This window comes from Paraburkholderia sp. SSBN10T (genome assembly GCF_056619545.1).
This window is the reverse complement of sequence record NZ_JBWQQI010000002.1, coordinates 206,534-224,182: the sequence shown is the minus strand read 5'-3', so window position 1 is coordinate 224,182 and position 17,649 is coordinate 206,534. Positions and strand designations below refer to the sequence as shown.

The window sequence follows — 17,649 nt, the reverse complement described above, 5'->3', positions numbered from 1 at the left end:
CGAATTGTGTTTGCTGGGCTTTTTCGCATTAAAAGCCGAAGATTAACACTTGCTCGCCACATACGAAGGCAACCAGCAGCGCCTCGTAGACGGTGAGGAAAACGTTGGATGGAAGTATTTCGTCCTAGGTTCATTCCAGGAGCTGATATGGATCACGTCTCCCCCGCTAAACGAAGTCAGATCATGGCCGCGGTACATCAGCGCAATACGGCACCAGAAGTTATGCTTCGAAAGTTGCTCTATGCGGCGGGATACCGCTACCGCATACACGGAAGTGCGTTACCTGGCAAACCAGATATAGTATTTTCACGCCGTAAGAAAGTAATTTTTGTGCATGGATGCTTTTGGCATAGACATGAGGCCTGTAGGTATGCAACAACGCCCAAAAGCAATGTAGATTTTTGGAATTCAAAATTCAAAATGAATGTAGCAAGAGATAAAACGGTAGTTGAGGAATTAAAGAGGATGGGCTGGATGTCGTTTATTGTCTGGCAATGTGAGTTAAAAGATCCGGGGGCGGCGCTGAGTCGGGTCATCAGATTTTTGGAAAATGATTGCTAGATCAACAATTTTCACTGTCTCATAGAATAAATTTACTTATATGACTAGTAAAAATACAAGCGAGATCGAATTTGACGATAGCCACATTCTCGACGACGAGGAGATAGAAAAAAAGGCACCAGCATATGCGCAGATCATCGAGAGGGTTTTCTTCAAAAATTACAGCTCTGGCGTCCGAGAATTTTTCTTTCAACGAGAAGAATTGATAGATGCCGCACATGATTTGTTTGCCGAAGGGAAGATAAAAAAGAATAAAATTAAAAATATTGGGGATGTTATTTACACTTTTCGCCACCGCAGGAAACTTCCTCAGGCAATATTAAACACTCAAACAGAAGGTCAGCATTGGATCATCCTAGGCGCTGGAGACGCTCGATATCGGTTTCGGATGTCGAATCTACTTTACGTTGTCCCAGCCACGGATGAGAAACCAGTACTAATTCCAGACGCGACACCCGCAATCATCTCTCGTTATACGAAAGAAGATGACGAGCAAGCGTTGTTGGCGAAGATTCGATATAATCGATTAATCGATACATTCTTGGGAATTACATCGTACTCCGTTCAAAATCACCTAAGAACAAAAATACCCAATTACGGCCAAATTGAAATCGACGAATTGTACGTTGGTGTTGACAAAGATGGCCGACACTACGTAATACCGGTACAGGCCAAGAGTCACAAAGATAAAATCGGGGTTATTCAGACTATTCAAGATGTGACTTTTTGCCAATCACCGCCTGATAAAACACTGAAGACTAAGAAGGAAAAGAAAGATTTCTCTGCCCTAGAATGTAGAGCAGTTTCAGCTCAAATCATTAAGCGACATGATGAGGAGGTTATTGTGATGATCGAATTGAAGTTCGACGGTGACGAAGTTACGCAGGTGGCAGAGCGTCACTACCTGTTGGCAGCGGCTGAGAGGTTCATGACAACCTGAGGTTTTTATCAAGATAAGGGTGCTCCGCTTGGTTAGAAAAAATGGATACACGTGTGTGTATCCATCTGCTAGACTGGCAACATGTCATCCAAAGACGTTGGTGTTCGCATCAGAGTCGAGAAGGAACTCCGCGAAGCGTTCCTAGCGGCTTGTCATACCCAAAACTGCCAAGCTTCGGACGTGTTGCGGCAGTTCATGCGCCTGTATGTGAGCCAGCATCAAGATGGCAAACAAGCGAGCCTGTTTGAGAATCCGGCCTCACCGGCACAAAAGCTTACATCACGTGAAATCTCGTGAAACTGGAGTTGGCGTACAGAAGGGCTACAGTCCGTGTCGTGGAGCGGTGAGTAACGACTTTTTTGCGGTCCCGTAGCATTGATTTAGAGCACTATTAACGAGCAAATATATGACCTCCACGAATAAGGCCAAGCGGCGCCCCATTGGGATCGACCTTTTTGCCGGCGCGGGCGGACTATCGCTCGGCTTCGAGCAGGCCGGATTTGATATTGCGGCGGCGGTGGAAATTGACCCAATTCATAGCGCCACGCACGAATTTAATTTCCCATATTCCAAGACTATCTGCGCCAGCGTTATCTCGGTGACGGGAGAAGATATTCGGCAGCAAGCAGGTTTGGGCGACGTTGACATTGATGTGGTTTTCGGTGGCGCACCGTGCCAAGGATTTTCGCTGATCGGGAAGCGGGCGCTTGATGACCCGCGAAACCAACTTGTTTTCCACTACGTTCGCATAGTTAAAGAGCTTCAGCCGAAGTACTGCGTTTTCGAAAATGTTAAAGGACTGACGCTTGGCAAGCATGCAGAGTTTCTTAAAGAGCTAATTTTCGCACTTGATCAAGCTAACTACGATGTCGTTTCACCGTACCGCGTTCTGAATGCTGCTGACTTTGGGGTCCCGCAGGATCGGCAACGCCTATTCATCGTGGGAGTTCGTCGGGGCCTAGTGCAGCCCCAATACCCTACGTACGCAGATCGACGAGCCACTGTTTGGGAGGCGATAGGCGATTTACCCGACGCCGATAGTTTCGACGAACTCAGTATGACCGATTCAGTCCGCACCAAATGGCAGACGGATGCCGCGTACGCGCGTCGTCTTCGCGGCCTAGAGGATGATCCGGGGGATTACAGTTACAAACGAGTTTTTGAGACAGATTTACTATCGTCAAGTCTGCGAACAGAGCATACGGCGCTGTCACAGAGTCGCTTTCTAGCTACCGCTCACGGAAAGACCGAGCCCGTTAGTCGTTTTCGGAAGCTGCCGCCGGACGGTCTATGTAATACGCTCCGAGCTGGGACTGACAGTGCACGCGGAGCATTTACTTCTCCACGCCCTATTCATCCTTTTTTGCCACGGGTGATTACAGTCCGAGAGGCGGCTAGGCTGCACTCATATCCCGATTGGTTTCGATTTCACGGAACAAAGTGGCACGGCTTTAGGCAAATTGGCAATAGCGTCCCACCACTGTTAGGGCGGGCAATCGCGAGCGAGATAGTAAAAGCCCTAGGCGTTACGCCGTTGAAACCCAAAAAAGTGCTTCGGCAGGGCGATGCCGACTTGCTAAGCTTCGACATGGGTGCCGCAGCGAAGTATTTCGACGTACCACGAGATACGATCGCGCAGCGCGCGCGAAAAAATGGTAACACAGAGGCAGAATCGGCGGACGAAGTTTATGCCTAAGGAAATGAATGTCCGTCCGTTAAACCGGTATCAGGCTATCATCGCGCGTGTTTTTGCCGATCATTATGATCGGCGTGAAAAAGAATTTGAATTCACGCGAGACGAATTCGTTGCTATTGCTGAAAGCCTTGATATTCAGCTACCGAAAAATGTGGGCGACGTAATCTACTCCTTCCGCTATCGGAACGAGCTGCCGGAAGTCATTCGAGCTACGGCGGCAAAAGGACTAGAATGGATCATTGAGGGTGCTGGCCGAGCTCGCTATCGCTTCAAACAGGTGCAATTGAATCGCATCGTGCCTCGAGAGGAACTCGTAACCATCAAAGTTCCTGATGCAACGCCTGAGATCATTGGTGCATATGCGCTTACTGATGAGCAGGCGCTATTGGCGAAGGTGCGCTACAACCGACTTGTCGATGTCTTCTTGGGCGTTACAGCGTTCTCTTTGCAAAACCATTTGCGGACAACTGTAAAGGAGATCGGCCAAATTGAAATTGACGAAATTTACGTTGGAATTGATCGCCACGGCCGCCAGTTTGTCGTGCCCGTCCAAGCAAAGGGCGGTAGCGACAAGCACGGCGTAGTCCAAACACAACAAGACGTTCGTTGCTGTGCAGAAAAATTCCCGAATCTTATTTGCCGTGCAGTATCGGCCCAGTTTATGAGTAATGACCGTATTGCTATGTTCGAGCTCACGGTACAAGACGGTGCGATACGCGTTGTAGATGAAAAGCATTATCAACTGGTGCCGGCGAGTTCGATCAGCGAGCGTGATTTGAAGTTTTACGCGCAGCAAGTTAAATAAAGCACTCAAACTTGGTATAGCCGCCCGAGGGACGACGGAGCGTGCTCCGTCGTCGTGGCGAACATATTGTTCGCGATGCTAAAGCCTCAGTTTTTCTTTAATTGCAGCCGTAAATTGGCGTGCGGCATGTAAATTTTCCGGTTGGGCTAACCACACTGTCACGGCACAGCGATAGAGTGCAGCGATGTCTGTCCGCTCGTCTAAATTCCGTTTGATATCTAAAAAGTAATCTTTGGCGTCAGCCTGAGCACAATGCGCCAAGGCAACCTGTATTGCCCCTCTCACCTCGTCCGGAAAGAGCGCTGTATACATCTCCGGAGCCGCTTTAACAGCATCAGCGAGATCGTGCGCCGGATCGTTGTTGCCAGGTAGAAAGAGATGGGACGGTCCCGGGCCCTTCGCAGCCTGTTGATCGCCATCGTAGACTCCAATAAGCGCAATGTTCGACAGTCCAAGCGGCTTGCGCTTGAGTATTTCGTCTATATCACCAAAGCCGCTTACCCAACCGACTTCTAGTTTTTCAAACAGCACTTCGTCTTGAACACGAAGCATGCCACCGATCATCGCAGCGGCACTACGGTCCTCAGCGATAACCAAGGCCGCGCGCGCAGAGACTATTCTGAGTGTTTCGTACAAAACGCTTCGCAACGGATTAGGCGTACAAATGAACTGACCGCCATTTCGCGCAAGCAACGTTACATTAGCTCGTGGTAGGCGCGACATCGTGTGTGAGGAATGTGTTGAAACTACGACCGTTAACCTCTTTTCAATCGAGCAGGCCGCAACATAATTCATCAGCGCGACCTGCGCCCGAGGCGGCAAGTGCGATTCGGGTTCCTCTAGTAAAACAATACTATCTTCTCGAACTCGTTCCAATGCCCAAATGATGTGATTTACACAAAGCTCACCGAGGCCCATGTCCTCTGAACAATATGCTGATCGACCTGAAACCACTCTGAAATATGGGAATGCCGGTTCATCTGCATAATCTTCGACCTCGTAAACCAGCGCAGAGGTATAACCACGACCGGTTATCTCGCTGCGCAAGCGCAATAGCTCCGCGCCATCTTCGGCGTTTGGCGTGCCTTCCAGCGCGGTGGGGAAGTCATTATCGCGCTCAACAAGGAAGCGAACTCTTTGAGCAGCCCGCGCGGCATCCAAATAAATAACTTGAGGCTTGCCGTCCTCGCCAAGTCCTAAGGCGGCTAACTCTGCGGGTTCAGCAATTTCGCGGCGGCCGGCGGGGGTCTCTCCAGTCGCGAGATAAGAGATGGTTACTTGTGCGGCAACGGGTTTGGCTGCATCTTGTGGTCGGAGAACAACGCCGTCCGCTGCCGCTTGTCTCGCAACTAATGCGGCATATAGTGTCTTCAGCAGCGTAGTCTTCCCTGCTCCATTCTCACCACAAATGGCGGTCATTGGCGAGTCGAATCCCACGGTTACATCGCCAATGCCTCTCACATTGGTGGTGGTAAGGCTCCGAAGCGCCAGCGATCCTGCGTTGCGCTTAATTGCGGCAGTCCATACATCTCCGGCTCGAGCCTGTCTCATCGAACGTGCTCCCATCGGAAGCAAACTCAATCAATGTGCGCTCAATTGAACGACTCCTGCTATCCATCGACTCCCAAAGGCGCTGCCTCAATCGTCGAACTGGGTCTCGCAGCTCTTCAGCGTCGAAGCTATTTTGACAAGCGTACGCGCCCCATAGCGAAAGATCCCGCAGAAGCACGGAGCTCACGTCTGCAACTCGCGACTTTACGCGGTCGTTATAGACGGCGTACAAGTCGCAACGAATTTGATTCTCGATCGGTCCGGTGACTACGCCTAAACCGTACAGAAGTCGCTCAGACTCAAATTCACTAAAAAATGCGGCCCACGTTGATGCGCTCGCCCCACCATTGACAACCGGCGCTCGGCAAAGGAAGACGAGCCATGAAAATAAACTCGCTTTGTTGAGACCAAATGGCTGCGCCAATTCCGAGCGTACGTTTGACATTAACTCAATGGCTTCCCCGCAGGTCCGAACGGCCGACTCACTGAAGGGTTCGCCAGAGCGATATCGGTCAGCCAATAACGTAGCCCCAGTTTTTGTACCAAGCCCGCTCTCGAGGGCCACGCACACACGCGAAAGTGTGTCGTCATATGCCATACGAGCATTTGAAAAACCTAGGAATCCTGAGTCAAGATTCCGTTTTTCCATCAGATCCGCTAACTCCTTAATCTGCTCACGTGGCTTACCAAAAAAGGAATTTCTCTGCTCTGCAGCGGTTAGCGCAGTCGGCTGGTTTAGCCGATAGAATAGTTCGCTAGGCTCCGAGGGCTTGTAATCAACAATGTTGAAAATACGAATTGGGAAACTGGTCACCTTCCGTCGCCATTCCTCGGGTAGCTCGGAAAATCTCAAACCGTTTAGCTCAACGATCCGGTCGTCGAGTGGTTCTGCTTTCCCGTTGACAGTTAGGCGATCACTGAGAAAATCCCGGACCGCTGAAAGCCTTTGCTGGCCATCTAGGACCACGTCCTTGGCGCCGCCTTGCCCTTTAATAATGTGGATTGGTGGTACGTGCCAATCACGAAGAATGCTGTCGATTAGCTTGCGCTTCTTTGCGTCACTCCAAACCTCGCCGCGTTGGAAGTTTGGCTGTAGGTCGAGATCGCCCCGGGTGATTCGATTGACAATCGTTTCAACATCCGGGTCCGATGGAATCAGGCGCATTATTGGTCTCTCCGCTTTTTGGAGCTTTACGTGCAGGTTGCCGACGTCGCCGGCAAAGCTGTACCTCTAAAGTAGAGCTTATTATAAACCGTTAAAAATTGAATCCGGCGTGTCAGCGCGAGTTCTGGACCGCTTGCCACTCAGGAATTCTCTGGCAGCTAGGTTTGGCTAACTCGCGTTGACACCACATTAGCTGTCTCACAAAGGCGTAATGATCAGCCTTCCTCTTTGCACCTCCACTTTTATCTGTCTACTAATCTCAAACCCTGCCTCTTCCAACCACCGGCCAGAAAGTCGAATCCAAGGCGCCGGTGGCAGGTCTTCATAAGTATGAGCCGCCGCGAATATTTTCATCGGCCGTGGGCGTCTTTGTGACGAAATGGTCAAGACCCGTTGGGTAACGGGCGCACCTGCTTTATGATTGGCGTCAGCCATGATCAACTCCTTGTCTGAGTTGGTTTTGGTCAGCGGGTCGTGTGGGTGGCAGCCCATGCGTCCCGCGCTTCATCTCCTTCCTCGTCGTCCTTGATGCTTGGCTCGGCGCTTTCGCATCCTCTTCTATCTTCTAACGGGCCAATCGCTCAGTTGTGCGCGATAACACGTAATGCACTGTGACTGTTGCTTATGTCATTAGGCATCCGATGTATTTTCTATCATTGTCGTGGGTTGTGCAACAGGCCACAACGTTCGATGAACATCAAAAGAGTTCGCACATTTCTTTCCTACATTTTTGACGGACACACACTGACAGGCGTTCATGAGAACGATATTCGTGCGGCGAATAGTCAGCGCATTCACTGCATATTCTGCGGTGAATGACCAGCGCTTGCGGCTACGGCTTCTGACAACCACTACATGAACAGCAGAAATAGAAGCTATATCTGACAAGCCCCTGACAGGCCCACTTAGCGCTACGACCAGCTTGCCTAATCGGCACGCTGGTCGACGTCTCCCACGCAGTTTGCTTGTTCAACCTGCAGCACGGTTTTTCAGGATGGTGGGAATCCCTGCATGAGCAGTCGCGTCGTTGATACCATTCATCAGGAGTGCTGCTTTAAATCCTGATAACTTCCTTCGACACAATCAGAGAAATCCGATTTTCCGAAATCGTTGCTGCCCGGCCACATCTAAGAATGACCAACAATAAATTCCCCATCCCTTTCGTTACTCTTCGTTTCGTTTACAAATAATCCGTTGTACGAACAAGCGAAAAGAAGAATGAATGCAAGGTCTTTCCGGCTGGTGTTCAGCCGGCTTCGCGGAATGCTGGTTGCAGTCGGAGAGACCGTTACGGCAGACGGCAAGGCAACCGGGGGAGAAACAGCGCGCATTGCCCCGACCACCTCACCGGAAGGTTGGCGCGCTGTCCGGTCCACACTGCGCCCACTAGCATTTGCCCTGCTGCTGCCCACCCACACAATGTCCGCGCACGCGCAGGTCATGCCAGAAGGTCCGCATGCCCCTTCCGTCATCACGACACAAAACGGCCTACCCCAGGTAAACATCCAAGCCCCCTCCCCAGCCGGCGTATCAACAAACACCTACACCCAGTTCGACGTACAAAACCCCGGCGTCATCCTCAACAACTCACCGACGATCGTGCAGACGCAGCAGGCGGGCCTGATCAACGGCAACCCGAACCTCGGCCCAGGCCAATCCGCGCGGATCATCATCAACCAGGTCAACAGTCACGCCGCGAGCCAGATCAACGGCCACGTGGAGGTTGCGGGGCCACGCGCCGAGGTCGTGATCGCGAACGGCAGCGGCATTTCCGTCAATGGTGGTGGCTTCATCAACACCTCGCGCGCGATCCTCACCACAGGCACACCGAACCTTGCGCCGGATGGCTCGCTCGCTGGCTTCAACGTGACCGGCGGCAACATCACCGTCCAGGGCGCAGGATTCAACGCGTCCGACGTGGACCAGGTCGACCTGATATCGCGAGCCGTGCAGGCCAATGCGGCGATTTACGCGAAGGACCTGAACGTCATCACCGGCGTGAACAGCGTCGATCACGGCACGCTGAACGCAACGCCGATTGCAGGCAATGGCCCGGCGCCCGGTGTATCGATCGACGTGAGCCACCTGGGCGGCATGTACGCCAATCGCATCGTGCTCGTCGGAACCGGGCACGGCGTCGGTGTTTCGAATCAGGGTGTGCTCGCGGCGCAGGCGGGCGACCTCATCCTGACCACGCAGGGAAAACTCGTCCTCGCGGGGCAGACCAACGCGAGCGGCAGCCTGAGCGCATCGGCGCGCGATGGCATCGACAACAGCGGCACCACCTGGAGCCAGCAGTCGGTGTCGCTGGGCACGGCGGCCGACCTCACGAACAGCGGCACGCTCGCCGCGCAGCAGGACCTGAACGCCAGTGCCGGTTCGGTGAACTCCACCGGCACGCTCGGCGCCGGGATCAGTAGCGACGGCTCGATCACCCGGTCGGGCAACCTGGGCGTGTCGGCCACCGGCAGCCTGTCGGCAACGGGCCGCAATGCGGCGGGCGGCGATGCGTCGCTTTCGGGTGCATCGATGAACCTCGCCGGCAGCCGGACCTCGGCAAACGGCAACCTTGCGCTCGCAGCCAGCAGCGGCGACCTGAACCTGTCCGGCGCGACCACCACGGCCGGCGGCGCGCTGTCGGCAACCGCACAGGGGACGTTGACGAACGACGGTGGCGCCCTGTCCTCGCATGGCCCGCAAAAGATTGCCGCCGGGGCCGTCTCCAACGCCGGCGGGCAGATCGTGTCCGACGCAACGCTCGATATCAACGTACGCGGCGCGCTCGACAACCTGCAAGGCGTGATGCAGGCCGCCGGGCGCGAAAGCATCGCCGCCGCTTCGCTCGAGAACGCTGGCGGCCAGATCGCATCGCTGAACGGCGACGGCCTGAGCGTCAGCGTCTCGGGCGTGCTCAACAATGGCGCCCATGGCGTGCTCGGCGGCAACGGCGACGTGACGATGCAGGCCGGGCAGCTCGTCAATGCGGGTTCACTGAGCGCCGCCGGCAACCTCACTGCGGCTGTCGTCCAGTCGATCGTCAACAGCGGCCGGATCGCAGCGACTGGCAACAGCACGCTGTCGGCGGGCACCACGCTCGCCAATAGCGGTTCGATCACGGCCGGCCGGACCGCCACGGCGAGCGCCGCGACGCTCGACAACCGTGCCGGCGAGCTGGCCGCGACCCGGGTCGCGCTGTCGGGCACGAACCTGATCAACCGGAGCGGCTCGATCACGCAGGTGGGCCCGGGCGCGATGCAGGTGGCCGTCTCCGGCACGCTGGACAACTCGAACGGCACGCTGCAGACCAACAGCACGGATCTGACGCTGGCCCCTGCGACCCTGATCAACGACGGCGGCACGATCCTGCATGCGGGCACCGGCACCTTCACGCTCGCGCCGGGCAACGGCAGCGGGTTCCTGTCGAATGTCGACGGCAGCGTCATCGGCAACGGCGAACTGGTGCTGTCGGCCGGCAGCGTGGACAGCACCGGCGGCCTGATCGCAGCGCAAAAGCGCTTGGCGGCAGCGATTGCCGGCGTGTTCGACAACACGCGGGGCCAGTTTTACTCGGCTTCGTCGCTCGCGTTGCAGGGCGCGGGCGCGCTCGTCAACGCCGGCGGCTGGATCAACGCAGGCCGGAATGGCAGCACCAGCACGCTCGATCTCGGCGTGCCGTCGCTCGACAATGCCGACGGGCGCATCAGCAATACCGGCACGGGCGCCATGACGGTCACCGCCGGCACGATCGTGAACAGCCACGCCGGCGGCGTCGCGGGCATGGGCACGATCACCGGCAACGGCGACACGACGCTCACGGCCGGCACGCTCGTCAACACGCAGGGCGCGCAGCTAAGCGGCGCGAACCTGGCGATCCGCACGGATACGCTGGCCAACGACGGCGGGCAGATCGGCAATGTCGCGGGTGTCGAGGGCGACATCGCCATCTCGGCCGGCACGGTGTCCAATGCGAATGGCCAGATCGGCTCGACGCGCGACCTCACCGTGTCGGCCGGCACGCTGTCGGGCGGTGGCGCGCACAGCGCGGCCCGTGACCTGACGCTGAACCTTGAGGGCGATTTCAGCGCGACGTCGGCCTGGCAATTCAGCGCGGGCAACAGCCTGACCTTTACGCTGCCGGGCACGTTCAGCAACAGCGGCGACCTGCTCGGCCTGAACCGCTTCTTCATCGACGCGGGCGACATCGTCAACAGCGGCACGCTGGCGGCGGGCGGCCTGCTCGCCACGCGCTCGGCCACGCTGACGAACACCGGCGCGATGGTGGGCGGCAGCGTGTCGCTGGCCGCCACCTCGACGCTGTCAAACCTTGGCCCGACCGCGCTGATCGGTGCAACGGACAGCAATGGCACGCTGGAGCTGCTCGCCCCGGACATCGGCAACCGCGACGACACCACGGCAACGGACACGCAGGCACAGACGGCGATCTACGGTCTGGGCAAGGTCGTGCTCGCAGGCGGCAAGGATGCGAACGGCAATTACGTCAATGCCGGTGTGATCCGCAACCAGTCGGCACTGATCGGGTCCGCAGGCGACATGCTGCTGGCCGCCGACCTCGTGACGAACACGCGCCGCGTGACGACGACCGGCTACACGACCGATGTCGATCCGGCGCTGCTCGAGAGCCTCGGCATCAGCCTGTCCGGCTGCGCCGCCATCTACATGGCTGCTTGCAGCGGTCAGAATGTCGGCTGGGTCACAGCGGGTGACCCCACGCTCATCGGCGGGGCGTACATCGAGCCCCCGCACGGCGGCCAGTGGAACAGCGGGTATCAGTACACCACCTACACGGGCGTGGCGGAGGCGAATACCGTCACGTCGATCAGCCCACAGGCGCAGATCGTCGCCGGCGGCAACCTGTCGGCCTCGTCGGTGGGACTGTTCCAGAACTACTGGAGTGCGGTGGCGGCGGCCGGCGACATTGCGTTGCCCGCGACGCTGGACCAGAACAGCTGGCAGGGCCAGACGGCACCGCAGTTGAAGGTCACGTATTCGGGCCAGTATCACTACAACAACTACGACAACAGCGAACACGACTGGCAACTGCCGTTCGGCGATGCCCCGTTTGTCGGCTCCCGTCCGGGTGGCTATACGCAGAAGGCGCCGGCCGATATCCGCTACTACGCGCTGCCCGGCTATGAATCGAGTTTCGTGGCGGGCGGCACGCTGGGTGGCACGGGCGTGAACATCGACAACGCCGCGGGCAATGCCTCGCTGCCACCGCTCGGGCTGCTGCCGGGCCAGGGACTGTCGGGGCCGTCGTCCCGCGATCCTGTTACCGGCGCTTCCGGGCCGGTCGATCCGGTGATCGGACGTGCGACGGCCGGGAACGTGCTGAACAACCTGACGGTGCCGCAGGGCGGGTTGTTCCGGCCCAATGCCGCGCCAGGCGCGACGTACCTGATCGAGACAAATCCCGCGTTCACGAATGCGCGCAGTTTCCTGTCGAGCGGCTACTACTTGCAGCAGTTGGGCTTCAATCCGCAGACCACCGCAAAGCGTCTCGGCGACGGGTTCTATGAGCAACAGCTCGTGCGCAACCAGATCACGGCGCTCACCGGCAAGGCATTGCTCGGGCCGTACACGGATCTTGAGACGATGTATGAGGCGCTGCTCGCGTCGGGCGCCGCGCAGGCAAAGTCGCTCGATCTGCCGCTGGGTATCGGCCTGTCGGCGGAACAGGTGGCGCAGCTGACCGGCAACGTGATCATTATGGAGACGCGCATCGTCGATGGCCAGGCGGTGCTCGTGCCGGTCGTCTATCTCGCGCAGGCGAGCCGGCAGAACCTGGCTAACTTGGGTAATGGCCCGATGATCGCGGCCACCGACATCGATATCAGGAATGCGCAGTCGTTCGTCAACAGCGGCACGGTGAGAGCATCGAACAACTTCTCGTTCGACGGGCAGTCGATTGACAGCCGCTTCGGCGCGCTGCAGAGCGGCGCGAACATGGCGCTGAAGACAGCCGGCGACGTCGACCTGACGTCCGCGTCGGTGAAGACCGGGAGCCTGCAGTTGCAGACCGGCGGCGACCTGATTCTCGACACGGCGGTGACGACCCGCACGCAGGTGAGCGACAGCGGCGCAACGCGCACCACGACGACGCTCGGGCCGCAGGCGCAGATCGACGTGGCCGGCGACGCGGCGATCGTGACGGGCGGCAACTTCGAGCAGAACGCTGGGGCGCTGTCGGTGGGCGGCAACCTTGGGATGCTGGTTGGCGGCGACTGGACGCTCGGTGCGCAGACCACCGGCGAGCACAAGGTGGTCGAGCGGGCGAACGGCGTGTCGGACACGGACCTCAACCGGACGACCGGCAGCGCCGTGAAGGTGGGCGGTGTGTCGGCCATCGCGGTGGGCGGCGACCTGAGTGCGCGCGGGGCGCAGATCGAGCTGGGCGGCGGCGGGACAGTGGTGGTGAATGGAGACGTGTCGCTGCTTACGGCCAGTGCCACCTCGACGGTGAACAGCAGCAGTTCGGGTAAGGACAACGGCCATAGCTACGCGGAAACGCTGCACCGGAAAGACGAAACGCTGACGGGGACGACGCTGACCGGCGGCGACAACCTTGCGGTCGTGTCGGGTGGGAACATCAATGTGATGGGCAGCACGGTGAGTCTCGACAGGGGGAATCTGACGCTGGCTGCGGTGGGTGAGGTGAATGTCGGTGCGGCAACGGAAACGCATGAGCTGAACGCGCACGAAACGCATAGCCACCGCGGTGTGGCAAGCGGCACGCAGGTCGCGAGCGGTATCGACCAGAGTGCGACGTATAGCTACGGCAGCACGGTGTCGGCCGATGGTGTCACGGTTGCGAGCAGCCGGGATATCAATGTGGTGGGCAGCAATATCGTCGCCACTAACGACGTGCTGTTGAAGGCTGCGCGCGATGTGAACGTCACGACCTCGCGGGATAGCGTGGATACGGCGACGTACTACGACAAGAAGGAAACGGGGCTGTTGTCGAACGGCGGCTTGTCGGTCTCGGTGGGCTCGCGCTCGCAGTCGGATCAGCAGCAGTCGGGTCAGGTGACGAACAACGGCAGTATGGTCGGTTCGCTCGACGGCAACGTGACGCTCATCTCCGGCAATGACGTGCATGCAAAGGGCAGCATCCTGCATGCGGCCAACGACCTGACGCTGGCGGGCAAAACCGTGACGGTCGACGCGGCTCACGATGCGGCGAGCTTTTCGGAGCAGCAGCAGTTCCGGCAGGCGGGTGTGACGGTCGGCTTGACCAGCCCGGTTGTCTCGGCGGTGCAGACGGGACGACAGATGGCGAGCGCGACCCAGCACGTCGGCGGCGATGCGCGCCTCACCGCGCTCGCGGCGGCTACCACGGGGCTTGCTGCGAAGAATGCGTACGACGTGGTGGGCGGCGATCCGGTGAAGGCCGCGACGAGTGTTGGCGTCAACGTGTCGGTGGGTGCGAGCAAGAGCGACAGCCAGTTGCGGATGCAGTCCAGTGTGGCCGTGGGCAGTTCATTGTCGGCAGGCCGCAACGTGACGATTGCGGCGTCGGGCGCTGGCACTGACAGCAACATCAACGTGATCGGCAGCGACGTTTCGGCTGGCAACAACGTCCGGCTTGCCGCCGATGGCAACGTGAATCTGCAGGCGGCGCAGAACATCAGCAGCCAGCACTCGGAGAACAGCGGCGTCAGTGCAGGGCTCGGTGTCTCGATTGGTGTGGGATCGCAGAACGGGATAGCGTTCACCGCCAGTGCGGCGGGCAATCGCGGTCACGGGGACGGCGACTCGACGTCGTGGACGAACACGCATGTTACGGCCGGCAATGGGCTCACGATCGTGTCGGGCGGGGATACGAACCTGAAAGGCGCGGTGGTTTCTGGCCAGCAGGTGGTTGCGAACGTGGGCGGGAATCTCAACATCGAGAGCCTGCAGGATACCGACCACTACGACTCGAAACAGCAGGGTGCGGGCCTGGGCGTCAACGTGTGCACGACACCGCTGTGCAAGTCGAGTGTATCGGCGAGCGTCAGTCAGGCGAAGATGAACAGCGACTACGCGGGCGTGGCGGAGCAGTCGGGCATTCAGGCGGGCGATGGCGGGTTCCAGGTCGATGTGAAGGGCAACACGGACCTGAAGGGCGGGGTGATTGCGAGCAGCGACCAGGCGGTGGCCGACGGCGTGAACAGCCTGACGACCGGCACGCTGACGTACAGCGACATCCACAACCACGCGTCGTATGACGCGTCGCAGGTCGCGCTCTCGGGTGGCTACGGCGGCGACATCGGCAAGAGCCAGAAAGGCACGGCCGACAACGTGAATCCGGTGCCGGGCACGACGCTGCCGAAGGGCGACGGCGGACTCGCCGTTGCGCCGCCTGTGGCGCTGGGTGCATCGGGCGATGCCAGCTCGACGACGCGAAGCGGGATCAGCGGCGGCACTATCACCATCACCGATGAGGCGAAGCAGCAGCAACTGACCGGGCAGAGCGCGGCCAAAGTGGTGGCAGGAATCAACCGGGATACGTCGGATACGGCGGGCGTGCTCGCGCCAATCTTTGACAAGGAGAAGATTCAGGCGGGCTTTGATATCACCAGCCAGTTCGTCAACGAGGCCGGGACATTCGTGGCGAATCGCGCCGAGGAAGCGGACGCCGCGAAGAAGGCCGCGAACGATCCGAACCTGACGCCGGAGCAGCGTGCGGCCGCGCAAGCGAAGGCAGACGACCTGGCGAAATGGGGGCCGGGCGGGAGCTATCGCCAGGTGCTAACGGCGTTGACGGTTGCGGCGGGCGGCAACGTGACGGGAGGCATGGGGCAGTTTGCGCAGAGCGCGACGGTAGCGTACCTGCAGGAGCTGGGTGCGGGCCAGGTCAAGCAGATTGCGGACAGACTCGGTAGTGAAGAGGCACGCGCGGCGCTGCATGCGATTGTGGGGTGCGCGGGCGCGGCGGCGGGTAGCCAGAGTTGCGGCGCGGGGGCGATGGGCGCGGCGGCCAGTTCCGTGCTGGGTAGTTTGCTGAAACCAGCGGAGGGCTTGTCGGCAACGGAACGCGAGGCGCGTGACAATCTGGTGGCAAGCTTGGTGGCGGGCATTGCGGCGGCGTCGGGACTGAACGTGGCAACGGCTGCGGGTGCTGCGCGCATCGAGGTGGAGAATAATCAGGTAGCGGCACCGATGGCCCCTGTTCCCGGCTGGCTTGCTGGATTCAAGCTACCGGGGTACACGGGGGAGAGCCGTGGCAAGGGCGACGGCGTAATTGCTGACAACGCGACAGAGCTTGATCCGACAATCAAGCCAAGTGGATCGTTGATCTATCCGATGCCAAGCCCCGGTAAGGTGAGCGACTGGATCACGGCGATCATTCCGGATCATGTCAAGGGGCTGGTTGACTATATTACGACGGCGGCTGGTGGTAACGGCGATGGCAGTACGAGCAGTGATACACCAGCAATTGATGCCGGGAAGCAGGGCAAGCACCAGCCGGATCACAACAACTTTATTCTTGGCCGAAGCGAGTTGACATACCCTGATCCCCAAAAGCTTGTGGACAACTATGCTGGAAGTGGACAGCCCGCGAATAATGTTGCGCTTGGTCAGCCAGGCTATCGGGAGCGTGTGAACTTCGGAACAGTTATCGGGGACTATGTCGATCCGGTCACGGGCGAAAAGACGCCGACAACGAACGGTATCATTCACTACAGTAAGGATGGAGTCCACATTGTTCCTGGGAGACCCTAATGAATAAGGAGTTTCGGATTCGCCTGTTGCTAGCGTTGCAAGCATCCCTTCTCGGATACATTAGTGCGAATATCCGCGCTGTGAGTTGTGGTGTTGCCGGAGAAAATATAACGGTGCAAGTGGTGTTTGATGGGCCGATAGCCGACGAGGATAAGGTGGCGATGGACGAAGTGGGATCTGAACTGGCATCGCACTTTGAGCAGGAGCTGGTCGATATGCAATGCATCCGGATTGACGCACCACAGCCGTTTCGTGATAGCACGTTAGAACTGCGTGCTTACCAAAGAAGGGAATGATCTGGAGGAGTGACCTACGTATGCAACCCCGGCCTTGGCTTGGGTTGTTGTGGAGAATAATCAGGTAGCCGCAACGATGGCCTCTGTTCCCGGCTGGCTTGCTGGATTCAAGCTGCCTGGATTCAAGGGTGAAGCGACAAGCAAGGGCGACGGAATGCGGCCAGATCAAGTTGGCCTAGTTCACCCACTTGCACTCTTAGTCTTTGTAATCGGAGTACTTACGCGAATCTCCACGAACCTTTTCGGCAGGATATTTCTCCTGGTTGATATCCATTTTTTCCAGACAGGCTTGATACAGGTCGACATCAAGCTTGTCCGCGAGGCGAACGAGGTACAGCAACACATCCGCCATTTCGTGACGAATAGCGGCCTGTTTGCCTTCATCCAGCTCGCTCTTGTCTCCGGAGGTGAGCCACTGAAAAGGCTCCAGCAACTCGCTTGCCTCGACGCTCAGAGCCGTCGCCAGATTCTTTGGCGTGTGAAATTTGTCCCAGTCGCGCGCATCCGCAAACTGACGAACGAGGCCGCGCAAGCTAGCAAGATCACTTTGCATTTCAAATCTCTTGGCGTGTCGATTTCCCCCAGACGGCTGGGGGACCTAACCTGATTGGGCTTGCGGCATGGAACAGGGCATCATTTGGCTCCATGAATGAACCGCGTCGCACCTATGTCAACAACGCATGATGGTATAGGAGTGACCGTCCTATGCGTGCGCTTTTTGTCCAGCTTGAGCGATTGTGTGCGACTCTCGGCCGGCCAACAAAAAAGCAAATATTTCCTCCCAATACAAATCAACCAACAAAAACAAGAAACATTTTCCGAAATGCAAAACGCATTAATTTCACAATTAAGTCATGCCCAGATTTAACATTTAATCCCCCACATTGAATTTGCTTCCATTGAGAAATT

Annotated in this window: 11 protein-coding genes; 7 read left to right on the top strand and 4 right to left on the bottom strand. The window is 57.9% G+C overall.

Annotated elements, in window-relative coordinates; genetic code table 11:
* Positions 1–108: 108 nt before the first annotated feature.
* The 5 genes from AC1ECK_RS03595 to AC1ECK_RS03575 all read left to right on the top strand — a co-directional run bounded on the left by AC1ECK_RS03595 (position 109) and on the right by AC1ECK_RS03575 (position 4,002).
* Positions 109–561 carry a very short patch repair endonuclease gene (locus AC1ECK_RS03595; protein WP_480315942.1) on the top strand — a complete coding sequence of 151 codons (453 nt, stop codon included), beginning with the start codon at positions 109–111 and terminating at the stop codon, positions 559–561.
* A gap of 40 nt (positions 562–601) precedes the next feature.
* Positions 602–1,501 (top strand): hypothetical protein, encoded by a 900-nt coding sequence (locus tag AC1ECK_RS03590; protein ID WP_480315940.1) that lies wholly within the window; start codon positions 602–604, stop codon positions 1,499–1,501.
* A gap of 81 nt (positions 1,502–1,582) precedes the next feature.
* On the top strand, positions 1,583–1,798 hold the full coding sequence (locus AC1ECK_RS03585) for a hypothetical protein (protein WP_480315938.1): 216 nt from the start codon (positions 1,583–1,585) through the stop codon (positions 1,796–1,798).
* Between the two features lie 109 nt (positions 1,799–1,907).
* On the top strand, positions 1,908–3,197 hold the full coding sequence (locus AC1ECK_RS03580; RefSeq protein WP_480315936.1) for a DNA cytosine methyltransferase: 1,290 nt from the start codon (positions 1,908–1,910) through the stop codon (positions 3,195–3,197).
* The gene (locus AC1ECK_RS03575; protein WP_480315934.1) at positions 3,190–4,002 is read left to right on the top strand and encodes a hypothetical protein; all 813 of its coding nucleotides are present in this window, start codon (positions 3,190–3,192) and stop codon (positions 4,000–4,002) included. Before AC1ECK_RS03580 ends, AC1ECK_RS03575 begins: the two co-directional genes overlap by 8 nt.
* Positions 4,003–4,080: 78 nt before the next feature.
* Here the strand turns inward: AC1ECK_RS03575 and AC1ECK_RS03570 are convergent, their stop codons facing one another.
* From AC1ECK_RS03570 to AC1ECK_RS03560, 3 genes are all read right to left on the bottom strand, one after another.
* Positions 4,081–5,553: an ATP-dependent nuclease gene (locus AC1ECK_RS03570; RefSeq protein ID WP_480315932.1), complete on the bottom strand. Its 1,473-nt coding sequence runs from the start codon at positions 5,551–5,553 to the stop codon at positions 4,081–4,083.
* Entirely contained in the window at positions 5,510–6,718 is a 1,209-nt protein-coding gene (locus tag AC1ECK_RS03565) for a DUF262 domain-containing protein (RefSeq protein ID WP_480315930.1), read from the bottom strand. Before AC1ECK_RS03565 ends, AC1ECK_RS03570 begins: the two co-directional genes overlap by 44 nt.
* A gap of 198 nt (positions 6,719–6,916) precedes the next feature.
* Complete coding sequence (locus AC1ECK_RS03560) at positions 6,917–7,153, bottom strand: SymE family type I addiction module toxin (protein ID WP_480315928.1); 237 nt, start codon at positions 7,151–7,153, stop codon at positions 6,917–6,919.
* A 783-nt stretch (positions 7,154–7,936) separates the two neighbouring features.
* Here AC1ECK_RS03560 and AC1ECK_RS03555 point away from each other — a divergent pair.
* Both AC1ECK_RS03555 and AC1ECK_RS03550 read left to right on the top strand, forming a co-directional pair.
* Positions 7,937–16,444: a hemagglutinin repeat-containing protein gene (locus AC1ECK_RS03555; RefSeq protein ID WP_480315926.1), complete on the top strand. Its 8,508-nt coding sequence runs from the start codon at positions 7,937–7,939 to the stop codon at positions 16,442–16,444.
* Complete coding sequence (locus tag AC1ECK_RS03550) at positions 16,444–16,740, top strand: MafI2 family immunity protein (RefSeq protein WP_480315924.1); 297 nt, start codon at positions 16,444–16,446, stop codon at positions 16,738–16,740. The genes AC1ECK_RS03555 and AC1ECK_RS03550 overlap by 1 nt, the downstream gene beginning before the upstream one ends.
* A gap of 196 nt (positions 16,741–16,936) precedes the next feature.
* Here the strand turns inward: AC1ECK_RS03550 and AC1ECK_RS03545 are convergent, their stop codons facing one another.
* On the bottom strand, positions 16,937–17,293 hold the full coding sequence (locus AC1ECK_RS03545; RefSeq protein ID WP_480315922.1) for a nucleotide pyrophosphohydrolase: 357 nt from the start codon (positions 17,291–17,293) through the stop codon (positions 16,937–16,939).
* Positions 17,294–17,649 lie beyond the last annotated feature (356 nt).